The organism is Lentzea sp. NPDC055074, from assembly GCF_053608005.1.
Map to the genome: position 1 here is coordinate 122,909 of NZ_JBSGUQ010000009.1, position 19,727 is coordinate 142,635.

The 19,727-nt window shown below is 70.2% G+C and carries 21 protein-coding genes; 11 read left to right on the forward strand and 10 right to left on the reverse strand.

From position 1 onward, the window contains the following. Positions 1-6 precede the first annotated feature (6 nt). Positions 7-663 (reverse strand): TetR/AcrR family transcriptional regulator, encoded by a 657-nt coding sequence (locus ACWF7A_RS21890; protein WP_452252310.1) that lies wholly within the window; start codon positions 661-663, stop codon positions 7-9. A gap of 132 nt (positions 664-795) precedes the next feature. Between ACWF7A_RS21890 and ACWF7A_RS21895 the strand changes: the two genes are divergently transcribed. From ACWF7A_RS21895 to ACWF7A_RS21905, 3 genes are read left to right on the forward strand one after another with little or no spacing between them, the layout of a single operon-like run. Continuing rightward, complete coding sequence (locus tag ACWF7A_RS21895; RefSeq protein ID WP_452252311.1) at positions 796-2,007, forward strand: MFS transporter; 1,212 nt, start codon at positions 796-798, stop codon at positions 2,005-2,007. A 55-nt stretch (positions 2,008-2,062) separates the two neighbouring features. Next, positions 2,063-2,911, forward strand: coding sequence for an arylamine N-acetyltransferase family protein (locus ACWF7A_RS21900; RefSeq protein WP_452252312.1), 849 nt, complete (start codon positions 2,063-2,065; stop codon positions 2,909-2,911). After that, positions 2,911-4,473 carry a class I adenylate-forming enzyme family protein gene (locus ACWF7A_RS21905; RefSeq protein ID WP_452252313.1) on the forward strand — a complete coding sequence of 521 codons (1,563 nt, stop codon included), beginning with the start codon at positions 2,911-2,913 and terminating at the stop codon, positions 4,471-4,473. The genes ACWF7A_RS21900 and ACWF7A_RS21905 overlap by 1 nt, the downstream gene beginning before the upstream one ends. A 4-nt stretch (positions 4,474-4,477) precedes the next feature. On the opposite strand, the gene ACWF7A_RS21910 is transcribed toward ACWF7A_RS21905, so the two are convergent. Further along, a complete protein-coding gene (locus ACWF7A_RS21910) occupies positions 4,478-5,128 on the reverse strand; it encodes a hypothetical protein (protein WP_452252314.1) in 651 nt (216 codons plus the stop codon). A gap of 241 nt (positions 5,129-5,369) precedes the next feature. On the opposite strand from ACWF7A_RS21910, the gene ACWF7A_RS21915 reads away from it, so the two are divergent. After that, a complete protein-coding gene (locus ACWF7A_RS21915) occupies positions 5,370-6,446 on the forward strand; it encodes a helix-turn-helix domain-containing protein (protein WP_452252315.1) in 1,077 nt (358 codons plus the stop codon). Continuing rightward, positions 6,443-7,564 (forward strand): hypothetical protein, encoded by a 1,122-nt coding sequence (locus ACWF7A_RS21920; protein WP_452252316.1) that lies wholly within the window; start codon positions 6,443-6,445, stop codon positions 7,562-7,564. Before ACWF7A_RS21915 ends, ACWF7A_RS21920 begins: the two co-directional genes overlap by 4 nt. On the opposite strand, the gene ACWF7A_RS21925 is transcribed toward ACWF7A_RS21920, so the two are convergent. Next, positions 7,521-8,042: a GNAT family N-acetyltransferase gene (locus tag ACWF7A_RS21925; RefSeq protein ID WP_452252317.1), complete on the reverse strand. Its 522-nt coding sequence runs from the start codon at positions 8,040-8,042 to the stop codon at positions 7,521-7,523. The two genes, ACWF7A_RS21920 and ACWF7A_RS21925, sit on opposite strands and share 44 nt — an antisense overlap. A gap of 116 nt (positions 8,043-8,158) precedes the next feature. On the opposite strand from ACWF7A_RS21925, the gene ACWF7A_RS21930 reads away from it, so the two are divergent. The 5 genes from ACWF7A_RS21930 (at position 8,159) to ACWF7A_RS21950 (ending at position 12,255) form a co-directional block, all read left to right on the forward strand. Beyond that, entirely contained in the window at positions 8,159-9,265 is a 1,107-nt protein-coding gene (locus tag ACWF7A_RS21930) for a TIR domain-containing protein (protein WP_452252318.1), read from the forward strand. 80 nt (positions 9,266-9,345) lie between these two features. After that, positions 9,346-10,761 carry a 5'-methylthioadenosine/S-adenosylhomocysteine nucleosidase family protein gene (locus ACWF7A_RS21935; protein ID WP_452252319.1) on the forward strand — a complete coding sequence of 472 codons (1,416 nt, stop codon included), beginning with the start codon at positions 9,346-9,348 and terminating at the stop codon, positions 10,759-10,761. Between the two features lie 202 nt (positions 10,762-10,963). Beyond that, on the forward strand, positions 10,964-11,488 hold the full coding sequence (locus ACWF7A_RS21940) for an RNA polymerase sigma factor (RefSeq protein ID WP_452252320.1): 525 nt from the start codon (positions 10,964-10,966) through the stop codon (positions 11,486-11,488). A gap of 21 nt (positions 11,489-11,509) precedes the next feature. Then, the gene (locus ACWF7A_RS21945; protein WP_452252321.1) at positions 11,510-11,860 is read left to right on the forward strand and encodes a hypothetical protein; all 351 of its coding nucleotides are present in this window, start codon (positions 11,510-11,512) and stop codon (positions 11,858-11,860) included. A 116-nt stretch (positions 11,861-11,976) separates the two neighbouring features. Beyond that, entirely contained in the window at positions 11,977-12,255 is a 279-nt protein-coding gene (locus ACWF7A_RS21950; RefSeq protein WP_452252322.1) for a hypothetical protein, read from the forward strand. 1 nt (position 12,256) lies between these two features. On the opposite strand, the gene ACWF7A_RS21955 is transcribed toward ACWF7A_RS21950, so the two are convergent. Beyond that, positions 12,257-13,018, reverse strand: coding sequence for an SDR family NAD(P)-dependent oxidoreductase (locus ACWF7A_RS21955; RefSeq protein WP_452252323.1), 762 nt, complete (start codon positions 13,016-13,018; stop codon positions 12,257-12,259). 85 nt (positions 13,019-13,103) lie between these two features. Here ACWF7A_RS21955 and ACWF7A_RS21960 point away from each other — a divergent pair, with 85 nt between their 5' ends. Beyond that, the gene (locus ACWF7A_RS21960) at positions 13,104-13,946 is read left to right on the forward strand and encodes a helix-turn-helix transcriptional regulator (protein WP_452252324.1); all 843 of its coding nucleotides are present in this window, start codon (positions 13,104-13,106) and stop codon (positions 13,944-13,946) included. 40 nt (positions 13,947-13,986) lie between these two features. On the opposite strand, the gene ACWF7A_RS21965 is transcribed toward ACWF7A_RS21960, so the two are convergent. The 6 genes from ACWF7A_RS21965 to melA all read right to left on the reverse strand — a co-directional run bounded on the left by ACWF7A_RS21965 (position 13,987) and on the right by melA (position 19,725). Next, complete coding sequence (locus tag ACWF7A_RS21965; protein WP_452252325.1) at positions 13,987-15,015, reverse strand: hypothetical protein; 1,029 nt, start codon at positions 15,013-15,015, stop codon at positions 13,987-13,989. An 11-nt stretch (positions 15,016-15,026) separates the two neighbouring features. Further along, positions 15,027-15,581, reverse strand: coding sequence for an RNA polymerase sigma factor (locus ACWF7A_RS21970; RefSeq protein WP_452252326.1), 555 nt, complete (start codon positions 15,579-15,581; stop codon positions 15,027-15,029). A gap of 126 nt (positions 15,582-15,707) precedes the next feature. Further along, the gene (locus ACWF7A_RS21975; RefSeq protein WP_452252327.1) at positions 15,708-16,370 is read right to left on the reverse strand and encodes a GntR family transcriptional regulator; all 663 of its coding nucleotides are present in this window, start codon (positions 16,368-16,370) and stop codon (positions 15,708-15,710) included. Positions 16,371-16,374: 4 nt separating this feature from the next. Next, positions 16,375-17,601 carry an MFS transporter gene (locus ACWF7A_RS21980; protein ID WP_452252328.1) on the reverse strand — a complete coding sequence of 409 codons (1,227 nt, stop codon included), beginning with the start codon at positions 17,599-17,601 and terminating at the stop codon, positions 16,375-16,377. An 11-nt stretch (positions 17,602-17,612) separates the two neighbouring features. Continuing rightward, positions 17,613-18,371 carry a DeoR/GlpR family DNA-binding transcription regulator gene (locus ACWF7A_RS21985; protein WP_452252329.1) on the reverse strand — a complete coding sequence of 253 codons (759 nt, stop codon included), beginning with the start codon at positions 18,369-18,371 and terminating at the stop codon, positions 17,613-17,615. A gap of 73 nt (positions 18,372-18,444) precedes the next feature. Beyond that, the gene (gene melA / locus ACWF7A_RS21990) at positions 18,445-19,725 is read right to left on the reverse strand and encodes an alpha-galactosidase (protein ID WP_452252330.1); all 1,281 of its coding nucleotides are present in this window, start codon (positions 19,723-19,725) and stop codon (positions 18,445-18,447) included. Positions 19,726-19,727: the final 2 nt, after the last annotated feature.

Sequence of the window (19,727 nt, forward strand, 5' to 3'; positions counted from 1 at the left end):
GCCGCGTCACTTCCCGGCGGGAACCCCGTAGAGCCGCAGGAAGGTGTGGACACCGGAGGAGACGATGGCCGCCACCTCGGCCTCCGGCAGGGGCAGCGCGCCGTAGAACGTGCGCTGGTTGACGTCGGTGATCGTCAGCAGGTTGAAGTGGTTGGCCGCCTGCTCGGCGTCGTCGAGGACGAGCAGGCCCCGCTCGGCGATGCGCCGCAGGTAGGGGGCGAGCTTCAGGTGCGACGACAGCGGGCCGACCTCGCGCCAGACCTCGAGCACGGCCGGCGGGATCCAGGAGACCTCCGCCTCGATCGTGCGGACGAGCGCGAAGTGGTCGGGGAACTCGTTGACCGCCGCGGCCCGTTCCATGCCGAACGCCGTGAGGTCCTCGCGCAGGTCGACGATCTTGCGCAGGTGCCGTTCGAGGATCGCCGCGATGGCGTCGGTGACCTGCTGGGCACCCTCGATCGCGACCGACTGGAACAGCTCGTCCTTGTCGGTGAAGTGGTTGTAGATCGTCCGCTTCGACACCCCGGCCTCGACCGCGATGGCGTCGAGACTGGCGCGGCTGTAGCCCTCCCGGCCGAACAGCACCCGCGCGGCCTTCGTGATGGCGGCGCGCTTCTCCGGCATGCCGCGGCGCACGCCACCGGCGACGGTCCCCGCGGACATGGTGCCTCCCTGACTGCCGATGCTGGGTCCGAAGCCTACCGAAGAGCCAGTTTGCACTCACTAGTGCAATCACTGCCCTGCACGGTGTAGTGTCGATCGGGTCTGGTAGACCGGCCGACCCTGGGGGTACCGATGAGCCGAAGTTCTTCCACCGCAACGGAAACCACCTCCCCGGCCCGGCCTGCCGCCGCCGTGCTCGGGCTGCTGGCCACACCGACGGCGCTCAGCGCGAACGCCACCGCGATGACCTTGCCCGGCATCGCGCGGGACGTCGGGGTCTCGGTGCCGACGGTCACGTGGATCGCGACCGCGTTCGGGCTCGCCGTCGCGGTCAGCACTCCCCTGATGGCGAACCTGTTACGCCGCAACGGTCCTCGGCTCGTGTTGCTGAGCAGTGCCGCGTTCGTGGCCCTCGGCACGGTCGTCGTCGCGTTCGGCGAGTCGATGCCGTTGCTGATCGCGGGCCGCGGCCTGCAGGCATTCGGCGGTGGCGGTCTCGTCACGCTCGCGATCAACCTCGCCGGCACGCCGAAGCGCATGGGCGTGGTGACGGCGGGCAGCGGGTTCTGCGGCGCGCTCGGGCCGCTGGCCGGCTCGTTGCTCGCGGACCACTTCTCCTGGCACGCGGCGCTTTCCCTGTCCGCGTTGAGCCTGCTCGCCGTGCCGGCCGCGTTGCGCAGCCTGCCTACCTTCGCCGGACCGCGGGCCCAGCCGCCGTTCGACGTCCTGGGCGCCGTGACGCTGGTGGCCCTGATCAGCGCTCTCGTGTTCCTGCCGCGGTTCCCGGTGCCGGCGTTGCTGATCGCCGCCGCGCTGGCAGCTCTGCTCGCGGTGCGGGTGCGGATGCGCCCCGACGGGTTCGTGCCGGCCGTGGTCCTGCGCACGCCCACGTTCCTGCTGGTGAGCCTGCTGGTGTGCGTGCTGTCGACGTCCTACTTCTCCCTGCTGTACTCGGTTCCGCGACTGCTGGGCCACCACCCCGGCTGGAGCACCGGGCAGATCGGTGTGGGCACGATGGTCGTGCTGCTGGCGGGCTCGGCGGCGTCGTGGCTGCTGGCGGCCTACTCCGCGCGGCTGAGCCGTCCGGTGGTGCTCACGATCCTGCTCGTGCTCGGGGTGGCGGCCCCGCTCTCCGTGCTCGTGTCGCCGTTCGCGCTGGTGCTGCTGGCGGCCGCCGGTGTCGCGGTGTTCGTCGCCGCGGCCGGTCAGGCGACCCTGTCGTTGATCGCCGGGGGGTCCGTTCCCGCCGAGCAGCGGCCGACCGCGCTCGGCCTGTTCACCCTGTGCTACCAGCTCGGCGGTGCGTTCGGACCGGCGATCGCGGCGTTGCTCGTGACGACCTGACGGAGTCCGTCCGCGTCGATTGCCCGGACCTCCTTCTCCGGCCGAGGATTCCGGCATGGCACCGAACAGGCCGGTCACGGCGGCCGATCCACAGTGGAACGTCGACCTGCTGGACCCCGTCGCGTACCTCGGCCGGATCGGTCACCCCGCGCCCGGCCCGGACGCGCTGGCCTCCGTGCACCGCGCGCACAAGGCCGCCATCCCGTTCGAGAACGTCGACGTGGCCCTGGAACGAGGCGTCTCGCTCGATCTGGCGGACGTCCAGGCCAAGCTCGTGCACGCCCGCCGCGGCGGTTACTGCTTCGAGCACAACCTGTTGTTCGCCGCGGCACTGGAGCACTTCGGTTTCACCGTCACCCGGCTGCTCGGCCGGGTGCGGCTGAACCGGCCGGTCGTCCGCTACCGCGCGCACACCGTGCTGCTCGTCGAGGCCGAGGGGACGCGTTTTCTCTGCGACGTCGGCTTCGGCGCACAGGGCCTGCTCGTGCCGATCCCGTTCGAGGACGGAGCGATCGTCACCGCGGGCGGTTTCCGGTGGCGCCTGGTGCGGGAAGCCGGCCAGTGGGTGCTGCAGATCCGGCAGGACGGCGCGTGGTTCGAGCTCTACTCGTTCGCGCTGGAGCAGCACCACGCGGTCGACTTCGAGGTCTCGAACTACTACACCTCGCACCACCCCCGTTCGACGTTCACCGGCAGGCTCGTCGTGATGCGCGGCGACGAACAGGTCCAGCAGACCCTCACCGGCACCGAGCTCTCGACCCGTCACGCGGACGGGCGCACGGACCACAGCACGTTCGCCCCGGCCGACGTCCCGGCGGTGCTGCGCGAGGTCTTCGACCTCTCACTGTCCTCTTCGGACAGCACGCGGCTGGTCCGGTTCCTCGACCCCTACCAGGAGGCATGATGGTGCTCCACCTGCCCGCCAGCAAGCGACCCCTGCGACTGGGGCTGATCGCGGACCGGGCGGCGGCCCGGCACCCCGGCGTCCCGGTCACCCTCGACCACGACCTCGACGTGGCCCCGGAGGCAGGGCGCGACCTCACCGTCGGCAGCCTGGCCGAACTCGTCGACGACATGTCGGCCCGCCTCTGGGCCGCCGGTGTCCGCGCGGGCGAGCACCTGGCCCTGTACAAGGCCCACAACTTCGACATCTGGGTGCTGGCGAGCGCCGCGTCCCGCCTCGGCGCCGTACCGGTGCTGCTCTCCCCCGCCCTCGACGGCCGGACCGTGGCCGCGCTGCTGAACCGGCTGGAACGCCCGCACCTCCTCACCGACGAGGGCAAGCTCGCCGCGGAACTGGCCGGCCTCCCGCTGGTCGACATCGCGGCCACGGTGATCGTCCCGTCCGGCGGCCGCCTCGGCACGACCGCGCTGGACTCCCTGGCGGGCTCACCGCGCCGCGCCCCGATGAAGCTCGCGGGCGACCAGGCGGCCCTGATGACGCACACGTCCGGCACCACCGGCGTGCCGAAGCTGGTGGTGCACACGGCGTTGTCCCTGCGCGGCAGGTACCGCCCGCAGGAACAGCTGGTGAAACTCATCCGCCGCAAGGAAACCTATGCCGTGCATGTGTCCTTTGTGCACTCACGGATGTTCATGGCCATGGCCGTGATGCTGGAACACGGCATGCCGGTGGTCGTCATCGAACACGGCGAGCCGGAGAAGGTGGCCCCGCTCCTCGCGCGCACCCGTCCCGGCATCATCGAGACGCACCCCAACTCGTTCGTGGAGTGGGAGGTCCTCGCCGAGCACGAGCTGCGCCCGTTGTCGAGCGTGCGGTTCTTCAGCGGCACCTTCGACGCGATCCACCCGCAGACCATCCACCGACTGCTCTCCGCCTCGCTGCGCCACAAGCCGCTGTTCTTCCAGTTCTACGGCCAGAGCGAGTGTGGTCCGCTGGTAGCCCGCTGGTACACCCCGAAGACGGCGCTGACCGCGAACGGCCGCTGCCTCGGCTACCCGTTGCCGGGCATGACCCACGTCCGGGTCGTCCCCCGCAACGGCCGGCGCCCGTCGAAGAGGACACCGGGCTTCATCGAGGTGATGAGCGACGGCCGCGCCGTCACGTACTACGCCGAGGACGAGCGCTACCAGCAGGAGGTCTCCGGCAAGTGGTGGCGCACCGGCGACGTGGGCTACCGCGACCGCTTCGGCCGCGTGCACGTGCTCGACCGCGCGGTGGACGTGATCGAGAACGTCGACTCGACCCTCGAGGTCGAGGACCACGTGCTCGGCAAGATGGACGAGCTGATCGAGCTGGTCCTCGTCGCCGGCCCGGCCAACGAACCCGTCCCGGTGGTGTGCACCAAGGACAACGCGCCCCTCGACCTCGACCGCTGGCGCCGCGCCGTGGCGGAGTTCCCGCAGCTGGCCGCGCCCGTCCAGCTGCCGCTGGCCGAGTTGCCGCGGACGGCGACGATGAAGGTGCAGCGCCTGGAGCTGGCCCGCCGGCTGGCGAACGGCTGACCGTTCACCCGCTGAGGCCCGCCGGGACGTTCCCGGCGGGCCTTTCGCCGCTGGGCGGTTCACCGGGTACGTGCACCCAGCCCCGGCACTCCAGGCCGGCCACCCTGAGCGAGATCAGCTGTTCGTACGCTCCGCTGTCGATGCCGTCGTACCCGCGCCTGATCACCGAGCGGTGGATCTGTTCGGACACCACGAGGATCAGCGGTGACGCGATCTGCTGGAAGCGCAGCCGCAGCGCGGGGGCGGAGAGCAGCCGGTCGGCGATCTCGATCTCCTCGCCGAACCACCCCGCGTCGTCGCACGCCACATCACCGGTGTGCACGGCGATCCTGAGCCGCAACGGGTGGTCCTGCCCCGCGTTGCGCTCTTCGAGCAGTCTCCGGAGCCTCGGCGCGAACCTCGTCAGCAGCCAGGTCTTCGGGAAGCGGTCCGTCGGGTGGAGCAGCACCATCGGGCCACCGACCCGGTCCACGTAGCGGTCTCGGAGATCGGTGGAGCTCCCGCTGTCCAGCAACGCCTGCTCGACGAGCGCGTACGTGTCCCAGCGCAGCTGGGCCTTGACCGAGTCGCTGATCTCCGCGGCGCACTGGAACGCGGCCGCGAGGATCACTCGCTGTATCGGGTAGAACGGCTGGACCGACGACAGGGTACTCATGCTCCCCGCCTCCTGACTTCGTCAGCTGGGAGGACGGACGGACTTCAGAAAACTTCAGTTTGATCTAGCTACAAGGTCTATACTTCAGGGTAAGGCCCGCGTTAAGTCCTAGCAATAGGCGAGATGAGTTGCCCGGAGTCGTTCGGGATCGTCTGAAGTTGGCTGTAATGCGGGGGTGGAGAGCTGCGATGAACGAGCATGCAGTACCTTGCACTGAATTTCAGCTGAAGGACGTGATGGCGTGACCTCCGCCAAGGATCCGGCAGTGGAACTGGCGCGGCGACTGCGGTCCCTGCGCAAGCAGGGCTGGCCGGGCAAGCGCATCACGCAGGAACGGCTGGCCCAGGCGTTCGACGTCAGCGTTCCGTTGATCTCCTCGTGGGAACGCCAGCAGAACCCGGTGCAACCCCCGCAGCACCGTCTGGACGCCTACGCCACGTTCTTCGCGACCGTCCGGTCCGTCGAGCGGCAGCCGTTCCGGCTGATCGACGATCTGCTCCCGGACGAGGAGAAGCGCAGGGTCTCGTTGGCCGCGGAGCTCACCAGCCTGCGTGACCAGGTGGCGGCCGCCAGTCCCGCCGAGAGCATCGCGCCTGCCACCGACAACCTCTGGCGGTTCCCGCCCAACGAGAACATCACGATCGTCTGTTCCGAACTGCCTCAACGACTGTCCGGCGCACTTCCGTACACCGATCCCGAAGACCCGGACTACGTGGAGGCGTACCAGTACTCGGACCTCGACTCGCTGCTGGAGCTGCACGGGCACATCCGTGCGCTCAACCCCGGCAACCTCGTGGAGATCCGCGCCGGATCGCTGACGCTCACCGCGGACGAGTACACCAGCCACCTGGTGCTGCTGGGCGGCGTCGACTGGAACAAGGTCACCGCCGAGGTGCTGCACCGCATCGATCTCCCGATCCGGCAGCAGTCCCGTCCGGAGGACTCGGACCCCGGCGGGTTCGAGGTCGTGGAACAGGGTGTGCGCAAGACGTTCCGGCCGGTGCTGCGCGAGGTCGAAGGCCGACGGGTTCTCGAGGAGGACGTCGCACACTTCTACCGCGCGCCCAACCCGTTCAACAGGAAGCGCACCGTCACCATCTGCAACGGCCAGTTCTCCCGGGGCACCCTCGGCGTGGTCCGCGCCCTCACCGACGCGCGGTTCCGTGATCGCAACAACGCGCACCTGCTCGGCCGTTTCGCCGGTCGCGACACGTTCAGCATCATCAGCCGGGTGCTGGTGCTGAACAAGTCCGTCGTGACCCCTGACTGGACGACCCCCGAAATCCTTCTACACGAATGGCCAGAGCCCACCCAGTGACCAGAACCCGTTCACAGCACCACCACGGCTCACACCGCGGGCTGCTGTACACCGCGCCGAGGGACTCCCCCGAGGCCGACGTGGACGCGATCATCGTGCCCACCGCCCGCAACCCGCTGGCGCTGCAGCACGCGATCGACCTCGCCGCGGAACTCGGGTGCACCCTGGTCGCGCTGTGCAGCAAGTACTCGTCCGCCGAAGCCGTGTTCGCCCGCGCGGCGGCCTCCGACGTGAAACTCCTCGCGATCGACACGGGCACGCACACCGAACGCCTGCTGCCGCGGTTTCAGACGTGCGACCTGCTGAAGGGCACGAGGTTCGGCAGGCACACCGACACCAGCCACAAGCGCAACCTCGGCCTGACGATCGCGCGGATGGCGGGCTGGAAGCGGATCGTCTTCCTCGACGACGACATCGTGATCCCGGAGCCGGCCGATCTCCGCAGGGCGGCGCACCTCACCGGGCGGTACACGCGCGTGGGCCTGAACATCCACGGCTATCCCGACAACTCCGTCGTGTGCCACGCCTACCGCGAAGCAGGTGGGGCGCAGGACGTGTTCGTCGGCGGCGGCGCACTGGTCGTCGACGTCAGGACGACCACCTCGTTCTTCCCCAACATCTACAACGAGGACTGGTTCTTCCTGCTCAACGGCGAGTGGCTCCCTCCGACCGCCGTCACGGGCGTCGCGTGCCAGAAGCCCTACGACCCGTTCGCGCGCGAAGAGCGGGCCCGGATGGAAGAGCTGGGCGACGTCCTCGCGGAAGGGCTGCTCTGGCTGCTCGACGAGGGAAGGTCGCTCCGGGAGGCCGATACCGGCTACTGGAGTCGCTACCTGGCCAAGCGGCAGAACTTCATCATCGAGACCATGAACATGGTGCGTGACATGAAGACTTCCGAGTCACAGCAGAGGATGCTCAACTCGCTGAAGGCTGCGTGCGGACGTTCCCAGTACATCAGGCCCGAGCTGTGCGAGAACTACGTGCACGCCTGGCGCGTGGATCGCCGGACCTGGCACGACCACCTGGAACGGACTCAGCCGAGCCGGCGGGAGAACCACCGCTCGGGTTCCGTCGTCAAGGTGATGGCCGATCTGGGTGTGCCGTACCGCAGCAGGTGACCAGTTCCTTGACCAGAACCTTGCAGGTCTCCACGGCTCGGTGGCCGTTGCCGTCGCTCGCCGCATAGCACTTCACGGTCTCGTGCGGCCACTCCCGGAAGCCGAGATCCGCGTAGAGCCGTTCGGCGTCGTCGTTGCCGACCTCGACCGCCAGCGCGACATCCGCGCATCCCCTGCTCGTCAGCAAGCGTTCCGAGGCTCGGATCAGACTGGTCCCGACGCCCTTGCGCTGCCAGTCGGGGTGGACCTCCAGGTGCGTGATCAGCGGGGTGAGGGGCAGGTGTGCGCGGATCTCCGGCTCCTCGGCCGGTTCCAGCCACAGGTAGACGACGCCGATCACCTCACCGCCGTGCCACGCGGTGAGCAGCACCCCTCGGTCGTCGCGCTGCCGGTCGAGGCGATCGGCGAAATACCGCCGCTGGCCCAGTCGCCGGGCCAGTGACGGGAGATCATCGGGACGCGCCGGTCTGATACGCAAGCCTCGCATGACACCCCTCTCGGCCAACTGTACAGAAACGTGTCAGTTGATCAGCCAGCTCGCCGAACAGTCCACAGTGGACATACAGCCGCGCGTGATCACCGTACGCTGGTCTCATGGCCGCTGTGTTCGTGAACTACCGCGTCCTGGACCAGCCCGGATACGCCACGCTGGTCCACCAGGCGCTGGCCGCGCACTTCGGCCCCGGCCAGGTGTTCCTCGCCTCCCGCTCGATCCGGGCCGGCGACGACTTCGTCGACCAGGTCTTCGACACCCTCCGCCGGTGCGAAGTGCTGATCGCGGTGATCGGGTCCGGGTGGCGCGACCTCCTCGGCGACCCCCGGCAGGACTGGGTGCAGCGGGAGATCAGCGATGCCTTTTCCCGTGGAATAAGGGTGATCCCGGTGCTCGTCGAGGACGCGGAGGTGCCCGCGGAGGCGGATCTTCCCGCCGGCATCGCCGCGCTCGCGCGCTGCCAGCACCTCCGGCTGAGGCACTACACGATCGAGAACGACCTGGCCCACCTCGTGCGGGAGCTGACGGAGCTCCTTCTGGCCGACGAGACGCGCGCCTCGGGCGCGCCGTCCTCCTACCGTCTGGCCGGAGGTCCGGCCTGCGAGTTGACGATCGTGCCCGGTGACATCCTCCGGTGCACCACCGCCGACGTGTGGGCCAACAGCGAGAACACCGAGATGCGCATGGCCCGTCCGACCGACTTCAGCGTGTCCGGTGTGATCCGGTTCTGGGGCTCACGGCGTGACGGCGCGGGCCAGGTCGTCGACGACCTGATCTCCGGCGAGCTCGACGCGAAGGTGGAGCGGCGGCCGGTCGCGCCCGGCACCGTGATCGCCACTGGCGCCGGTGAACTGACGCGCTCGCACCAGGTCCGGCACGTCGTCCACGTCGCCGCGGTCCACGGCGAACCCGGCGCGGGCTACCGGCAGGTGGGCGACGTGGGGCGCTGCGTCCGCAACGTCCTCGCGGTGGCGGAGGAACTCGACCCCCTGCCGTTGGGCAGCGTCCTGTTCCCCTTGCTGGGCACCGGTGCGGCCCGTGCGGATGCCGTCAGCACCGCCGAGTCGATGGTGTCGGCCGCCGTGGACCACCTCGTCGACCATCCCGGCACGCGGCTGCGGCGCATCCAGTTCCTCGGCTACAACCGCCGCGAGCACGACGCTCTCACGAGGACTTTCCGGCTGCTGCCGCTGGTCGGACTTCATTGACAATAACCTGACACACCAAGGAAGTGCGGCGCGCAGCGGGTAGCTTCCGGGCAGGAGTGACCGGTCGAGGCAGGATCAGGGTGACGGCTGAACCGACGGACACCGTTGTAGTGCTGACGGCTCTGGAAACCGAATACGCGGCTGTGCGGGACCTGATCGAGTCCCCCACGACGCATCGCCACGCCGCCGGCACCCACTTCGAGGTGGGCACGATCGGAGGCGGTGAGGGACGGGTCGCCCTCGTCCTCGTCGGGCCCGGCAACCAGTCCGCCGCGGCACTGGCCGAGCGCGCGATCGCGGAGTTCCGGCCACGCGCGGTGTTCTTCGCCGGGATCGCCGGTGCGCTGCACGACGACCTCGCCCTGGGCACGGTGATCGTCGGCACCAAGGTGTACGGCTACCACGGCGGTTTCGAGGAGAACGCGGGTTTCGGTGCGCGGCCCCAAGCCTGGGACGCCGATCACGAGCTGGAGCAGATTGCCCGTGTCGTGAGCCGCGGCAACGCCTGGCACGGCGGAACACCCGACGTCCCCGCCGTCCACTTCCGCCCGATCGCGGCCGGCGAGGTGGTGCTCAACTCCCGCGAGACGACGCACGCCCAACGGCTGCGGCTGCACTACGCGGACGCCGCCGCCATCGAACTGGAGAGCGCGGGCACCGCGAGGGCCGCGCACCTCAACCGCGCGCCGTACCTCACGATCCGCGGCATCAGCGACAAGGCGGACGGGCACAAGCACGAGACCGACGGCAAGGGCTGGCAGGCGATCGCCGCGAGGAACGCCGCCGCCTTCACCATCGCCGTCGCCACGCGACTCCTCGCACCGCCGCGCACCGGCTTCTCCCCCAAAGCGATCAGGTGGAGCGGGCTGAACAGGCACCTGGACGTCCAGTGGCGCACGGATCTCACCGGGACCAGGCCTGCGGTCGAACGCTCCGCCGTCGAGCTGCACATCGTGCCGGTGGACGAGCACGGCCGCCTGGCACCGCCCGGACTGGAGCTCCTCCGCGACAGCCTTCCTCCGCACGGCCGGGCGCACCGCCTGTTCACGGACGCCGAACAGCTGACCACCTCCGTCACGGGCGAGGTCGCCTGGGTGCGCTCGCCGCCGAGCCCGTCGGGCCACAGCGGGCTCGCCGTGCACCACACGGGCCAGCGCACGACGTGGTCCCCGTTGCCCAACGACCACCTCGGCTCCGTGCTCGACCGCGACGACCTGGCCGAGCGGATCGCGAGGTCGTTGCGACTGCTGGCGGAGATCCCCGATCTCCCCGCCCCCGCCTCGGTGGCCTTGGCCGCCGGGCTGGAACCGGTGGCAGGTCTGACGGAGGACAGCGCCCGCGGGCCGAGGCGGCAGGCGAGCACCTCGCGCGTCGCACCGCACGTCCGGGTCCACCCCGCGGACGCGCTGCCGTTCACGACGCTGCTGGCGCACCTGACCGAGGCCGCCGAAGAGATCGCGGCCCGGCTGCACCTGGCGTTCCAGCAGGCACGCTGATGAGCGAACCGCCGGCCATCTGCTCCGTTCGGGTGAAGTCGGCGGAGAGACGCTGAGATCGGGGTCCTTCGCGGCGTTGATCCAGGTGGTTCCGTAGTTCACGGTCCTCAGCCTGCCTGGTTCCACCAGGGCAGGCAGGCCTCGTCTCGAGTGCCCTAGGAGGATCAATGGCTCCAGGTCGTTGCGCGTTGGCGGTGACCAGGTGACCACGCACCAGGAATGCCCTCGGGACAGGGCGCAGTTCGCAACGCGCGTGATGGACGTGTACTGGGATCCGTTCTACCGGTACGCATACCGCAGTCTGGGTGACCACCACGCTGCTCAGGACGTCCTCCAGGACGCCGCGCTGAAGACCTTCTCGGCGTGGTGCTCCCAGCCTGAGCTCATCGAGTCGAGCAGTAGGTACTGCTGGACGATCTTCCGCAACACGCTGCGCGACCACGTCGTGAAGCACAGCCGGGAGATCTGCGTCTCCGATCCGAGCGATGACGTTCACGGCACCGGATCGGCAAGTCCCACGGAGAACGGCGTCGTCGCCCGAGACGTCCTCGGTCGTGCTCTTCGTGCACTCCCCGAACGGCATCAGGAGATCTTCTTCCTGAGGCACTACGCGGGGTTCACGACGGCTGAGATCGCCCAGATGCTGGGTCTCGGCGCGCCGACGGTGAGCGCCTACCTCTCCAGCGCGAAGACCCGGCTGGGCGAGTGGTTCTCGAAGCTGGACTAGCAAGGGAGACGAGGTATGGGCTTGGACGACCTGCTGGCCAGGGATGTCGAGGAACTGCATCAGGAGATCGCCGAGCTCGAAGGGAAAGCGACCCTGATGCACGCCCTGGGCTGCCCTGGCCGGGTCGAGATGCCTCGATCCGTCACACCGGACGGCCGGCGACACCGTTCACAGGACGTACCCGCGGCCAGGGTGGTCGCGTGGTACCGGGAGCGCGCGGAACAGGGCGACACCCTGAGCGCTCGACGTCTTGCCGAACTGCTGGAGATGGCCGGACAGCACACCGAATCCGCCGCGTGGTGGCAGCGCGCGGCGGACCTGGGTGATCAGGACGCGGTGGCCTACCTCGCCGAGGTGGGCACCCGCCACTGATCCGCGCTCGACGTGTGGATCGTGACCAGAGGAACCGAAGTGGGGGACAGATGGGCCGTCGTGTCAACGAGGGGCGACACGGCGGCCCATCTGCGAAAGAGGAAGGACGAGTCCGCATGAGCGCCGGCGAGAAGGGCGTCCAGGAGGTGACCTGGCGGCACGTGGTCGACGGATGGGTGACGCGGACGCAGGTCCGCCGTGACCTCATGATCGCGCTGGCGATGACGCTCCTGGCCACCGTCGCCGTGGTGGCACTGCTGACCGGTTTCCTCGGAGTCGTTGTGCCGCAACTGCTCTCGACACCGGTGGCGAAGGCGGTCGCCGCCGGGGCCCTGGCGAGCGGATCCATCGGTGCCGGGCTGGTCCTCCGCCGGCGCCGGGCCTCGTCCCGCTGACTCAGGCGCCCGCGCCACCGTCCACCGGCACGATCGCCCCGTTCACCATCGACGCCCGGTCGCTCAGCAGCCACGCCGCCACCTCCGCGACCTCCCTCGGTTCGGCCATGCGCCCCACCGGGCTCGACGCGGTGATGTGCGCGACGACACCGGGCGTCGCCGCCTCCCACTGGTCGATCATCGCGGTCGCGGTGCCGCCGGGGGTGATGCCGTTGACCCTGATGCCCTCCCGCGCCCACGTCACGGCGGCGGTCTCGGTGAGGCTGTTGAGTGCGCGCTTCATGGCGCCGTACGCGGGCAGGGCGGGGTTGGCGCGACGGCTGCCGATGCTCGAGGTGTTGACGATCGCGCCTCCGCCGTTGCGGCGCATGAGGGCGGCCTCCGCCGTCATGGCGGTCCAGTGGGCGCGGAAGTTCACCTCGAACTGTTCGTCGATCTCGTCCTCGGTGGTCTTGTCGAGCGGGCCGGGCTGCTGGACGACGGCGGCGTTGTTGAAGGCGCCGTCGAGGCGTCCGTGCAGCTGTTCCACCTGGTCGATGGCCTCGCGGATGCCGTTGCGGTCGGCGAGGTCGAGGGTGATGGCGTCGGCGGTGCCGCCTTCGGCCCGGATCTCGGTGACGATGCGGGTCAGGGCGTCGGCGCCGCGGGCGGCCAGCACCACGGAGGCGCCCTCCTGGGCGAAGAGGCGGGCGGCGGCCTCGCCGATGCCGCGGCTGGCTCCGGTGATCAGAACGACCTTGCCGGCGAGAAGTGGGTTCGTCATGGCTCCAGCGTCGAGCGCGTCCGCGTCCTGAGGCAGGCACAGGCTGTACCAGGCTGGGGAACGGGCGGGCGGCCATACTCGGGGTATGGACAAGCAGCAGCTCGGAGCGTTCCTGCGGAGCCGGCGTGAGCGGCTGCGGCCCGAGGACGTCGGCCTGACGGCGGGCCCTCGGCGGCGCACGGCCGGGCTGCGGCGGGAGGAGGTCGCCGTCCTCGCGCACATCTCGACCGAGTACTACGTCCGGCTCGAACAGGGGCGGGCGCCTCGGCCGTCCGCCGAGGTGCTGGCCGGGATCTGCGGGGCGTTGCGGCTCACCGACGCCGAGGCCGACCACCTGCACGTGCTGGCGGGCACGGCGCCCAGCCGCACCGGGCGGCACCGGCGGGACGTCCGGCCGAGCATCCTCGCGCTGCTCGAACGACTGCCGCTGACGGCCGGGTTCGTCACGTCGGCCACGTTCGAAGTGCTGGCGTGCAACGATCTCATGGCCGCGTTGATGGAGGACTTCCGCGAGCTCGAACCGCACGAACGCAACCTCGCGCGCCGCGCGTTCCTCGAAGAGCGGGAGCTGTACGGGGTCTCGGACGCCTCCGAGTTCCGGCACCACGTCGTCATGCAGCTGCGCAGCACGCTCGCGCGGTATCCGGCCGATCCCGAGGTGTCCGGGCTGGTCGAGGAGCTGATCGAGGGCAGTCCCGTGTTCGCCCGACTCTGGGAACGGCACGACGTGCAGGCGGGCGCGGTGCTCACGAAGACGTTCCGGCACCCGGTGGTCGGGGAGATCACCGTCGACTGCGACTCGCTCGCGCTCACGGACTGCGACCAGCACCTCGTGCTCTACAGCGCGGCGCCCGGTTCGAGGGACGCGGAGGCGCTGGCACTGCTGAACGTGCTGGGAAAGCAGACCTTCTCCACGACGGACAAATAGTCCTAAGAGGACCACAACTGGTCCTCTTAGGACTATCAGGTCAGATCTTGCCCGCCACCACGTCGGCGAGGGTCACGCGGGACGACTTGTAGTACGCCACCGGAGGCTTGGTCTCCGACGCGTCGACCGGGAAGATCTCGGACCGGATAGGCAGCCCGTTGTCGGCGTTGACGGACACGACGTGCGTGCCGCTGATGCCCAGCACAGGAGCCGCGGACAGGGTCAGCGCGGGTTGGCCGTCGACGTCGGCCTTGCCGGTGGTCACGTCGGAGAGCGTGGCGATCAGCTTCAGCACGCCCGTGCGGACCTCGGTGTTGGCCGCGCCGATGAACAGCGCGTACGTGCTGTTCATCCACAGGAAGTGGTTGACGCGGTCCTCCAGTTCCTTGCCCGTCGGGCGGGGCTTCGGCGGAGGCACCGGCAGGCCCTTCAGGCGGTAGACCTCGGCGGTCTCCTCCTGGTTCCGCGCCCACGCCTTGTCCTGCTCGGCGGGACTCATGCCGAGCGCCAGGCCGGGCGAGGCGTTGACCATCGCGTTCTTGGCCTTCTCCAGGTCGCCGGTCGCCGCGAGGCGGGCAGCCGCCAGCAACGCCGCGTCGTGCGGGGTGGCCAGGTCCTCGCCCTTGGCGGCGGCGGCCGAGAGGTTCTTCGCCGTGTCGCCGACGAAGGTCTGGCCCTTGTCGGTGTAGACGGTGTGGAACACGGTCGGCGTCCCGTTCGGCAGGACCACCGAGCGGACGATCAGCGACGAGTCACCGGGCTGCGCGCCCGCCGCCTTGACGTCGGAGGCCAGCTTCACCAGCGGGGAGTCGACGACCTGCGGGGCCGCGACCGGAGGGGCGACCGGCACGCTGCCGCTCGTCGTGCTCATCACCACGGCCGTCGCGACGGCGGCCGCGCCCACGGCGGCGATGCCCGCCCTGGTCCAGGAGAACCACCGCTTCGGCCGGACTACCGTGGCCGCCGGCTCGGCCATGGCGGTGCTGAGCACCGCACGAGCACGGTCGTAGGCCTCGGTGCTCGGGGGCGGCACGTCACGCATCTTCTTCATCAGATCCATCTCATCCATGGGTCGTCTTTTCACGTTGTCGGTACTTGCAGCAGCGCGACCACCTCGGGGGCCTCGCGCAACGCCTTGCGCGCCTGGTGCAGCAGGCGGCGGGCCGTGCCCGCCGGGATGTCGAGCACCCGGCCCGCCTCGGCGGCCGTCAGGTCCTCCCACGCGACCAGGCCCAGCACCTCGCGCTCGTCGGGCTTGAGCCGTGCCAGTGCCTGCCGCAGCAGCGCCTGGGTGTCCACGCGGGTGTCCACCTCGGGCCACGGATCCCACTCGTCCGCCACGAGCGCGACGTCCAGAACCGGCGTCTCGGCCGGTTCGGACCGCCAGTGCCGGCGCAGCTTGTTCAGCGCCACGCCGTACAACCAGGGCCGGGCGTCGTCGTACGAACGGTCGTAGCTCGCACGGGACTCGAAAGCCGCCACCCACACGTCGCCGAGAACGTCCTCGGCGGTCTGGCGTCCCACTCGGCGCGCGAGGTAGTTCCCGATCGCGGTCTCGTGCCGGCCGATCACTTCCACGAAGGCATCGGTGTCTCCGCTCAGCGATCTGCCGATCAGTTCCGCGTCTGACGACATGAAGCTCCTCGGGTTTCGCCTCGCCTTGCACCCCGTCTTTGCCAACGCGCGCCGAAAGCGTTCAGGTTGCTTTCACGCGGGACGAAGATCGCTGGTCAGGGCGTTGCGAACGACCGAGGAGGCCGGTCAGCCGCAGGAGCGCATGCGGGTGAGGAGGTGCTGTTCGGCGACGTCGAAGTACCGGCGCAACGCGTCGCCCGCCTCGGCGACGGCACCGTTGTCGGCGAGCGCGAGGATCTCGCGGTTGAGGTGCACGTAGTTCTCGTGGAACTCCCGCGGGTCGCCCATGTGGTGGAACATCAGGCGCAGTTCGGCAAGCAGCCGCTGCACCTCCTCGTCGAGCCGCGCGCTGCCCGCCAGGCCGGTGATCGCGAGGTGGAACCGCATGTTGCCGGTGGCGACGTCGTTCCAGCGCTCAGCGAGCGCGGACTCCTTCTGGAACAGCACGGCGTCGCGGACCTTCTGCCGCTTCGCCTCGGCCGCCTCGGGCCACGCCTGCAAGGCACCGCTCTCGATCACCCGGCGCGCGGCGTAGAGGTCGACGACGTCCTCCACGTCCGGCGTGCGCACGAACACTCCCCTGCTGTGCTCGTGCACCAGCAAACGTTCGCGCGTCAGGAGCCTGAAGGCTTCCCGCAGCGTGTTGCGCGCGACGCCGAGCGCGGTGCGCAGTGCTTCCTCGGACAGGCGGGTGCCCGGCGGGAGATCACCTTCCAGGACGCGGGTGCGGACGAAGTCGGCCACGCGTTCGGCCGTGCTCACCCTGCCGAGCCAGTCCGCGCCTGTCATGCGCTCACCTTATGGGCTCCACCGAGCGGAAGCCGTTGGTCCAGTAGAACGCCGGGGTGGCCGCGGCGACGGCGGCGAGCACCAGCATCGCCGTGGTGACCCCGGCGATCTCGGCGAGGACCGTGCCGATCACGGCCCCGAGCGGCACCGTGGCGACGGTGACGGCGTTGACCAGCGCGCTCACCCGGCCGAGCAGTGCGGGCTCGGTCCGGCGCTGCCGCAGGGAGAGCAGGATCGTCGCCCACGCGGTGGCCGCGGCGCCGAAGAGGAACTGGTACCCCAGCAGGACTTCGAACGGCCTGCCCAGCGAGGCGGCCGGGATGAGGAACAACGCCGCCGCCGCGACGGACGCGCAGACCGCGCACGCCAGCCCCGTCCCGAGCCGGCGGGACACCCACGCCGAACCCGCGGCACCGAGCACGGCACCGAGGCTGAACGCGGACATCGTCAGGCCCACCTGGCCGGGTGGCAACAGGAGCTGCTGGTAGGCGTAGACGAAGAACAACGCGCCGATGCCGCTGCCGGCGAGGTTCAGCGTGGCGGTGCCCAGCAGGCTGCGGCGGAGCACGAAGTCCTTGCGCAGGTACCGGATCGCGTCGCCGAGCTGGCGGTGCACGCGTCCCGGGACGCCGCTCCGGGTCCTGGTGCGCAACGCGGGCGCGGTCGCGGCGGCGATGACGGCGGCCGAGGCCAGGAACGTGGCGGCGGTGAGCACGAGGGCCACCCACGCCGACGCCGCCGCGATGATCAGCCCGCCCAGACCCGGCCCGGCGACGCGGACCAGGTTGAGCAGGCCGGAGCGGGTGGCGTTGGCGCGGTCCAGGTCCTGGACCAGCTGCGGGATCGCCGTCTCCGCGGCGGAGTCGAACACCGCCGACGCGACGCCGAGCACCGCCGCGAGGACGTAGAGGATCCAGACCGACTGGACGCCCGAGGCGATGGCGGTGGCCGCGGCACCGAGCGCGCAGGCCCGCACGAAGTCCATCGACACCAGCACGGAACGCAGCCGTGCGCGGTCGACGAGCACGCCGCCGAACGGGCCCAGCAGCGCGGCCGGGAGGAACTCCGCCACGAGCAGCAGGGTGGCCGGGCCGATGCCGGACCCGAACGCGAGGATCGCGACCGCGGGCAGGAGGACGACGGTGATCTGGGTGCCGGTGGTGCTGATCGCCTGTGCCACCAGCAGAAGCCACCAGTCACGCGAGAACCGCACGGTCCTCTCCCCCGTCATCCGAGAACCACCTAAGCGACGACCACCTCGACGCCCGCCGCCCGCAACCGTTCCAGCTCTTCGGCGGGCGCGGAGGAGTCGGTGATGACGACGTGGACGTCCGTGATCCCGGCGATCCGGGAGAACGCGCGCTTGCCCACCTTCGACCCGTCCGCGAGGACGACCACGCGGTCCGCGGTGCGCAGCAGGCAGTTGTCGGTGTGGGCCTCGACCTCGTCGTGCGTGGTGATGCCGCCGCGCGCGTCGATGCCGTCGACGCCGAGGAAGACCAGGTCGAGGCTGATGCCGGCGAGGGCCCGGTCGGCGATCGGGCCGACCAGCTCGTAGCTCTCCGGCCGCACTCCGCCGCCGGTGACGACCAGGTCGATCGTGGGGCGGGGGCACAGGTCCGAGGCGATGTTCAGCGCGTTCGTCACGACCTTGAGCTGCCTCGTGCCGGCGAGCAGGCGGGCGAGCTCCGTCGTCGTCGTGCCCCCGTTGAGCCCCACCGAGTGCACGGACTCGCCGACGAACTTCGCGGCGGCCTCCGCGATCTGGCGCTTCTCCTCGCGGCGGCCCACGCGGTACCGCAGCGGCAGCTCGTAGATGACCTCCGCCGCCACCGCGCCGCCGTGGGTGCGTTTGAGCAGCTTCTGCTCCTCGAGCGACTGGAGGTCCCGGCGGATCGACGCGACCGACGTGCCCAGGTCCTCCGCGAGCCCGGTCACCGTGACCGAGCCCGCGTCCGCGAGCTTCCCCAGAATCGCAGCAAGGCGCTGCTCTTGACGCATCCGATCACTATAACGCAGGAATCATGCTCGTTTTAGCGCCACTTGAGGCCAAATCACGCATGTCATCTGCTCGTTATCGGAGCGCGGCGGGCAGGAGATCACCGTGGGCGGCGGTCATCGCGGCCACCAGCTCGTCGATCTCGGTGACGGTGAGCGCGGCGGCCGTGGCCGGGTCGCACAGGGCCGCGTGCCGGACGTGGCCGGGATCCCCCTCCACCGCGGCGGCGACGGTCAGGTCGACCACGTTGAGGAAGCTCCTGTTCAGGGCAGCGAGCTGACGGGGCAGGGCGCCGACGCGGTGCGGGTGCACGCCGAGCCGGTCCAGCGTCGCCGGAACCTCGACCGCCGCCCCCTCGGGCAGGTTGGAGATCAGTCCGTGGTTCGCGACGTTCACCTGGATCGTGCGCCGCTGCCCGGTGACCAGGCTGTGGATCACCTGGGGCGCGTACTCGACGGCGTCGTCGGTCAACGGCGGCGGCGGGTCCCCGGCGGCGAGCGCGTCACGGGTCTTCTCGTACGTGGCGACGTTGTCCGCGCTGATCGTCGCGTAGTCGCGGACCGGGAGGCGCAGCCGGTCCACTTCGGACTGGTGCCGCAGGTACCAGGGCACGTACTCGGACGAGTGCTCGCTCGTCTCCGTCGGGTAGAAGCCGAACCGGCGGTACAGGTCGACGCGCACCCGCCGCGCCAGCCCGGGATCGGCCTCGATCGCCGCGTCGAGCGCCGGGTACAGGTCACGGCCCTCGTGCTGCCAGCGCAGGATCCACGCCTGGTGGTTCACGCCGGCGGAGAGGAAGTCCACCTCCTCGTGCGGCACCCCGACCAGCGCGCTCAGGTCGTGGATCGTCCAGTGCACGGAATGGCACAGCCCCGCCACCTTGAGCCGGGGCGCGACGGTCGCGAGGTACTGGACGTTCATGGCCATCGGGTTCGTGTAGTTGAGCAACCACGCCTGCGGGCACACGGCGAGCATGTCCGCGGCGAGCCCGTCGAGGAACGGGAACGTGCGCAGCCCGCGGAAGATCCCGCCGATCCCGAGGGTGTCGCCGATGGTCTGGCGCAGGCCGAACGACTCCGGCACGTCGAAGTCCCTCAGCGTCGCCGCGTGCCCGCCGATGGCCACCATGTTGACGACGACGTCGGCGCCCTCCAACGCCTCCCGGCGCGACAGCGAGGTGCGCAGGTGTGCCGCACCGGCCAGGCGGGTGAGTGCCGCGGCGACCTCCAGGCGTTCGGAGTCGATGTCGTGCAACGAGATGGTGACGTCGGCGAGCTCCGGGAACGACAGCACGTCGCGCAGGAGCTGGCGGGTGAACTCGACGGAACCCGCGCCCACGAAGGCGATGGTGAACATGG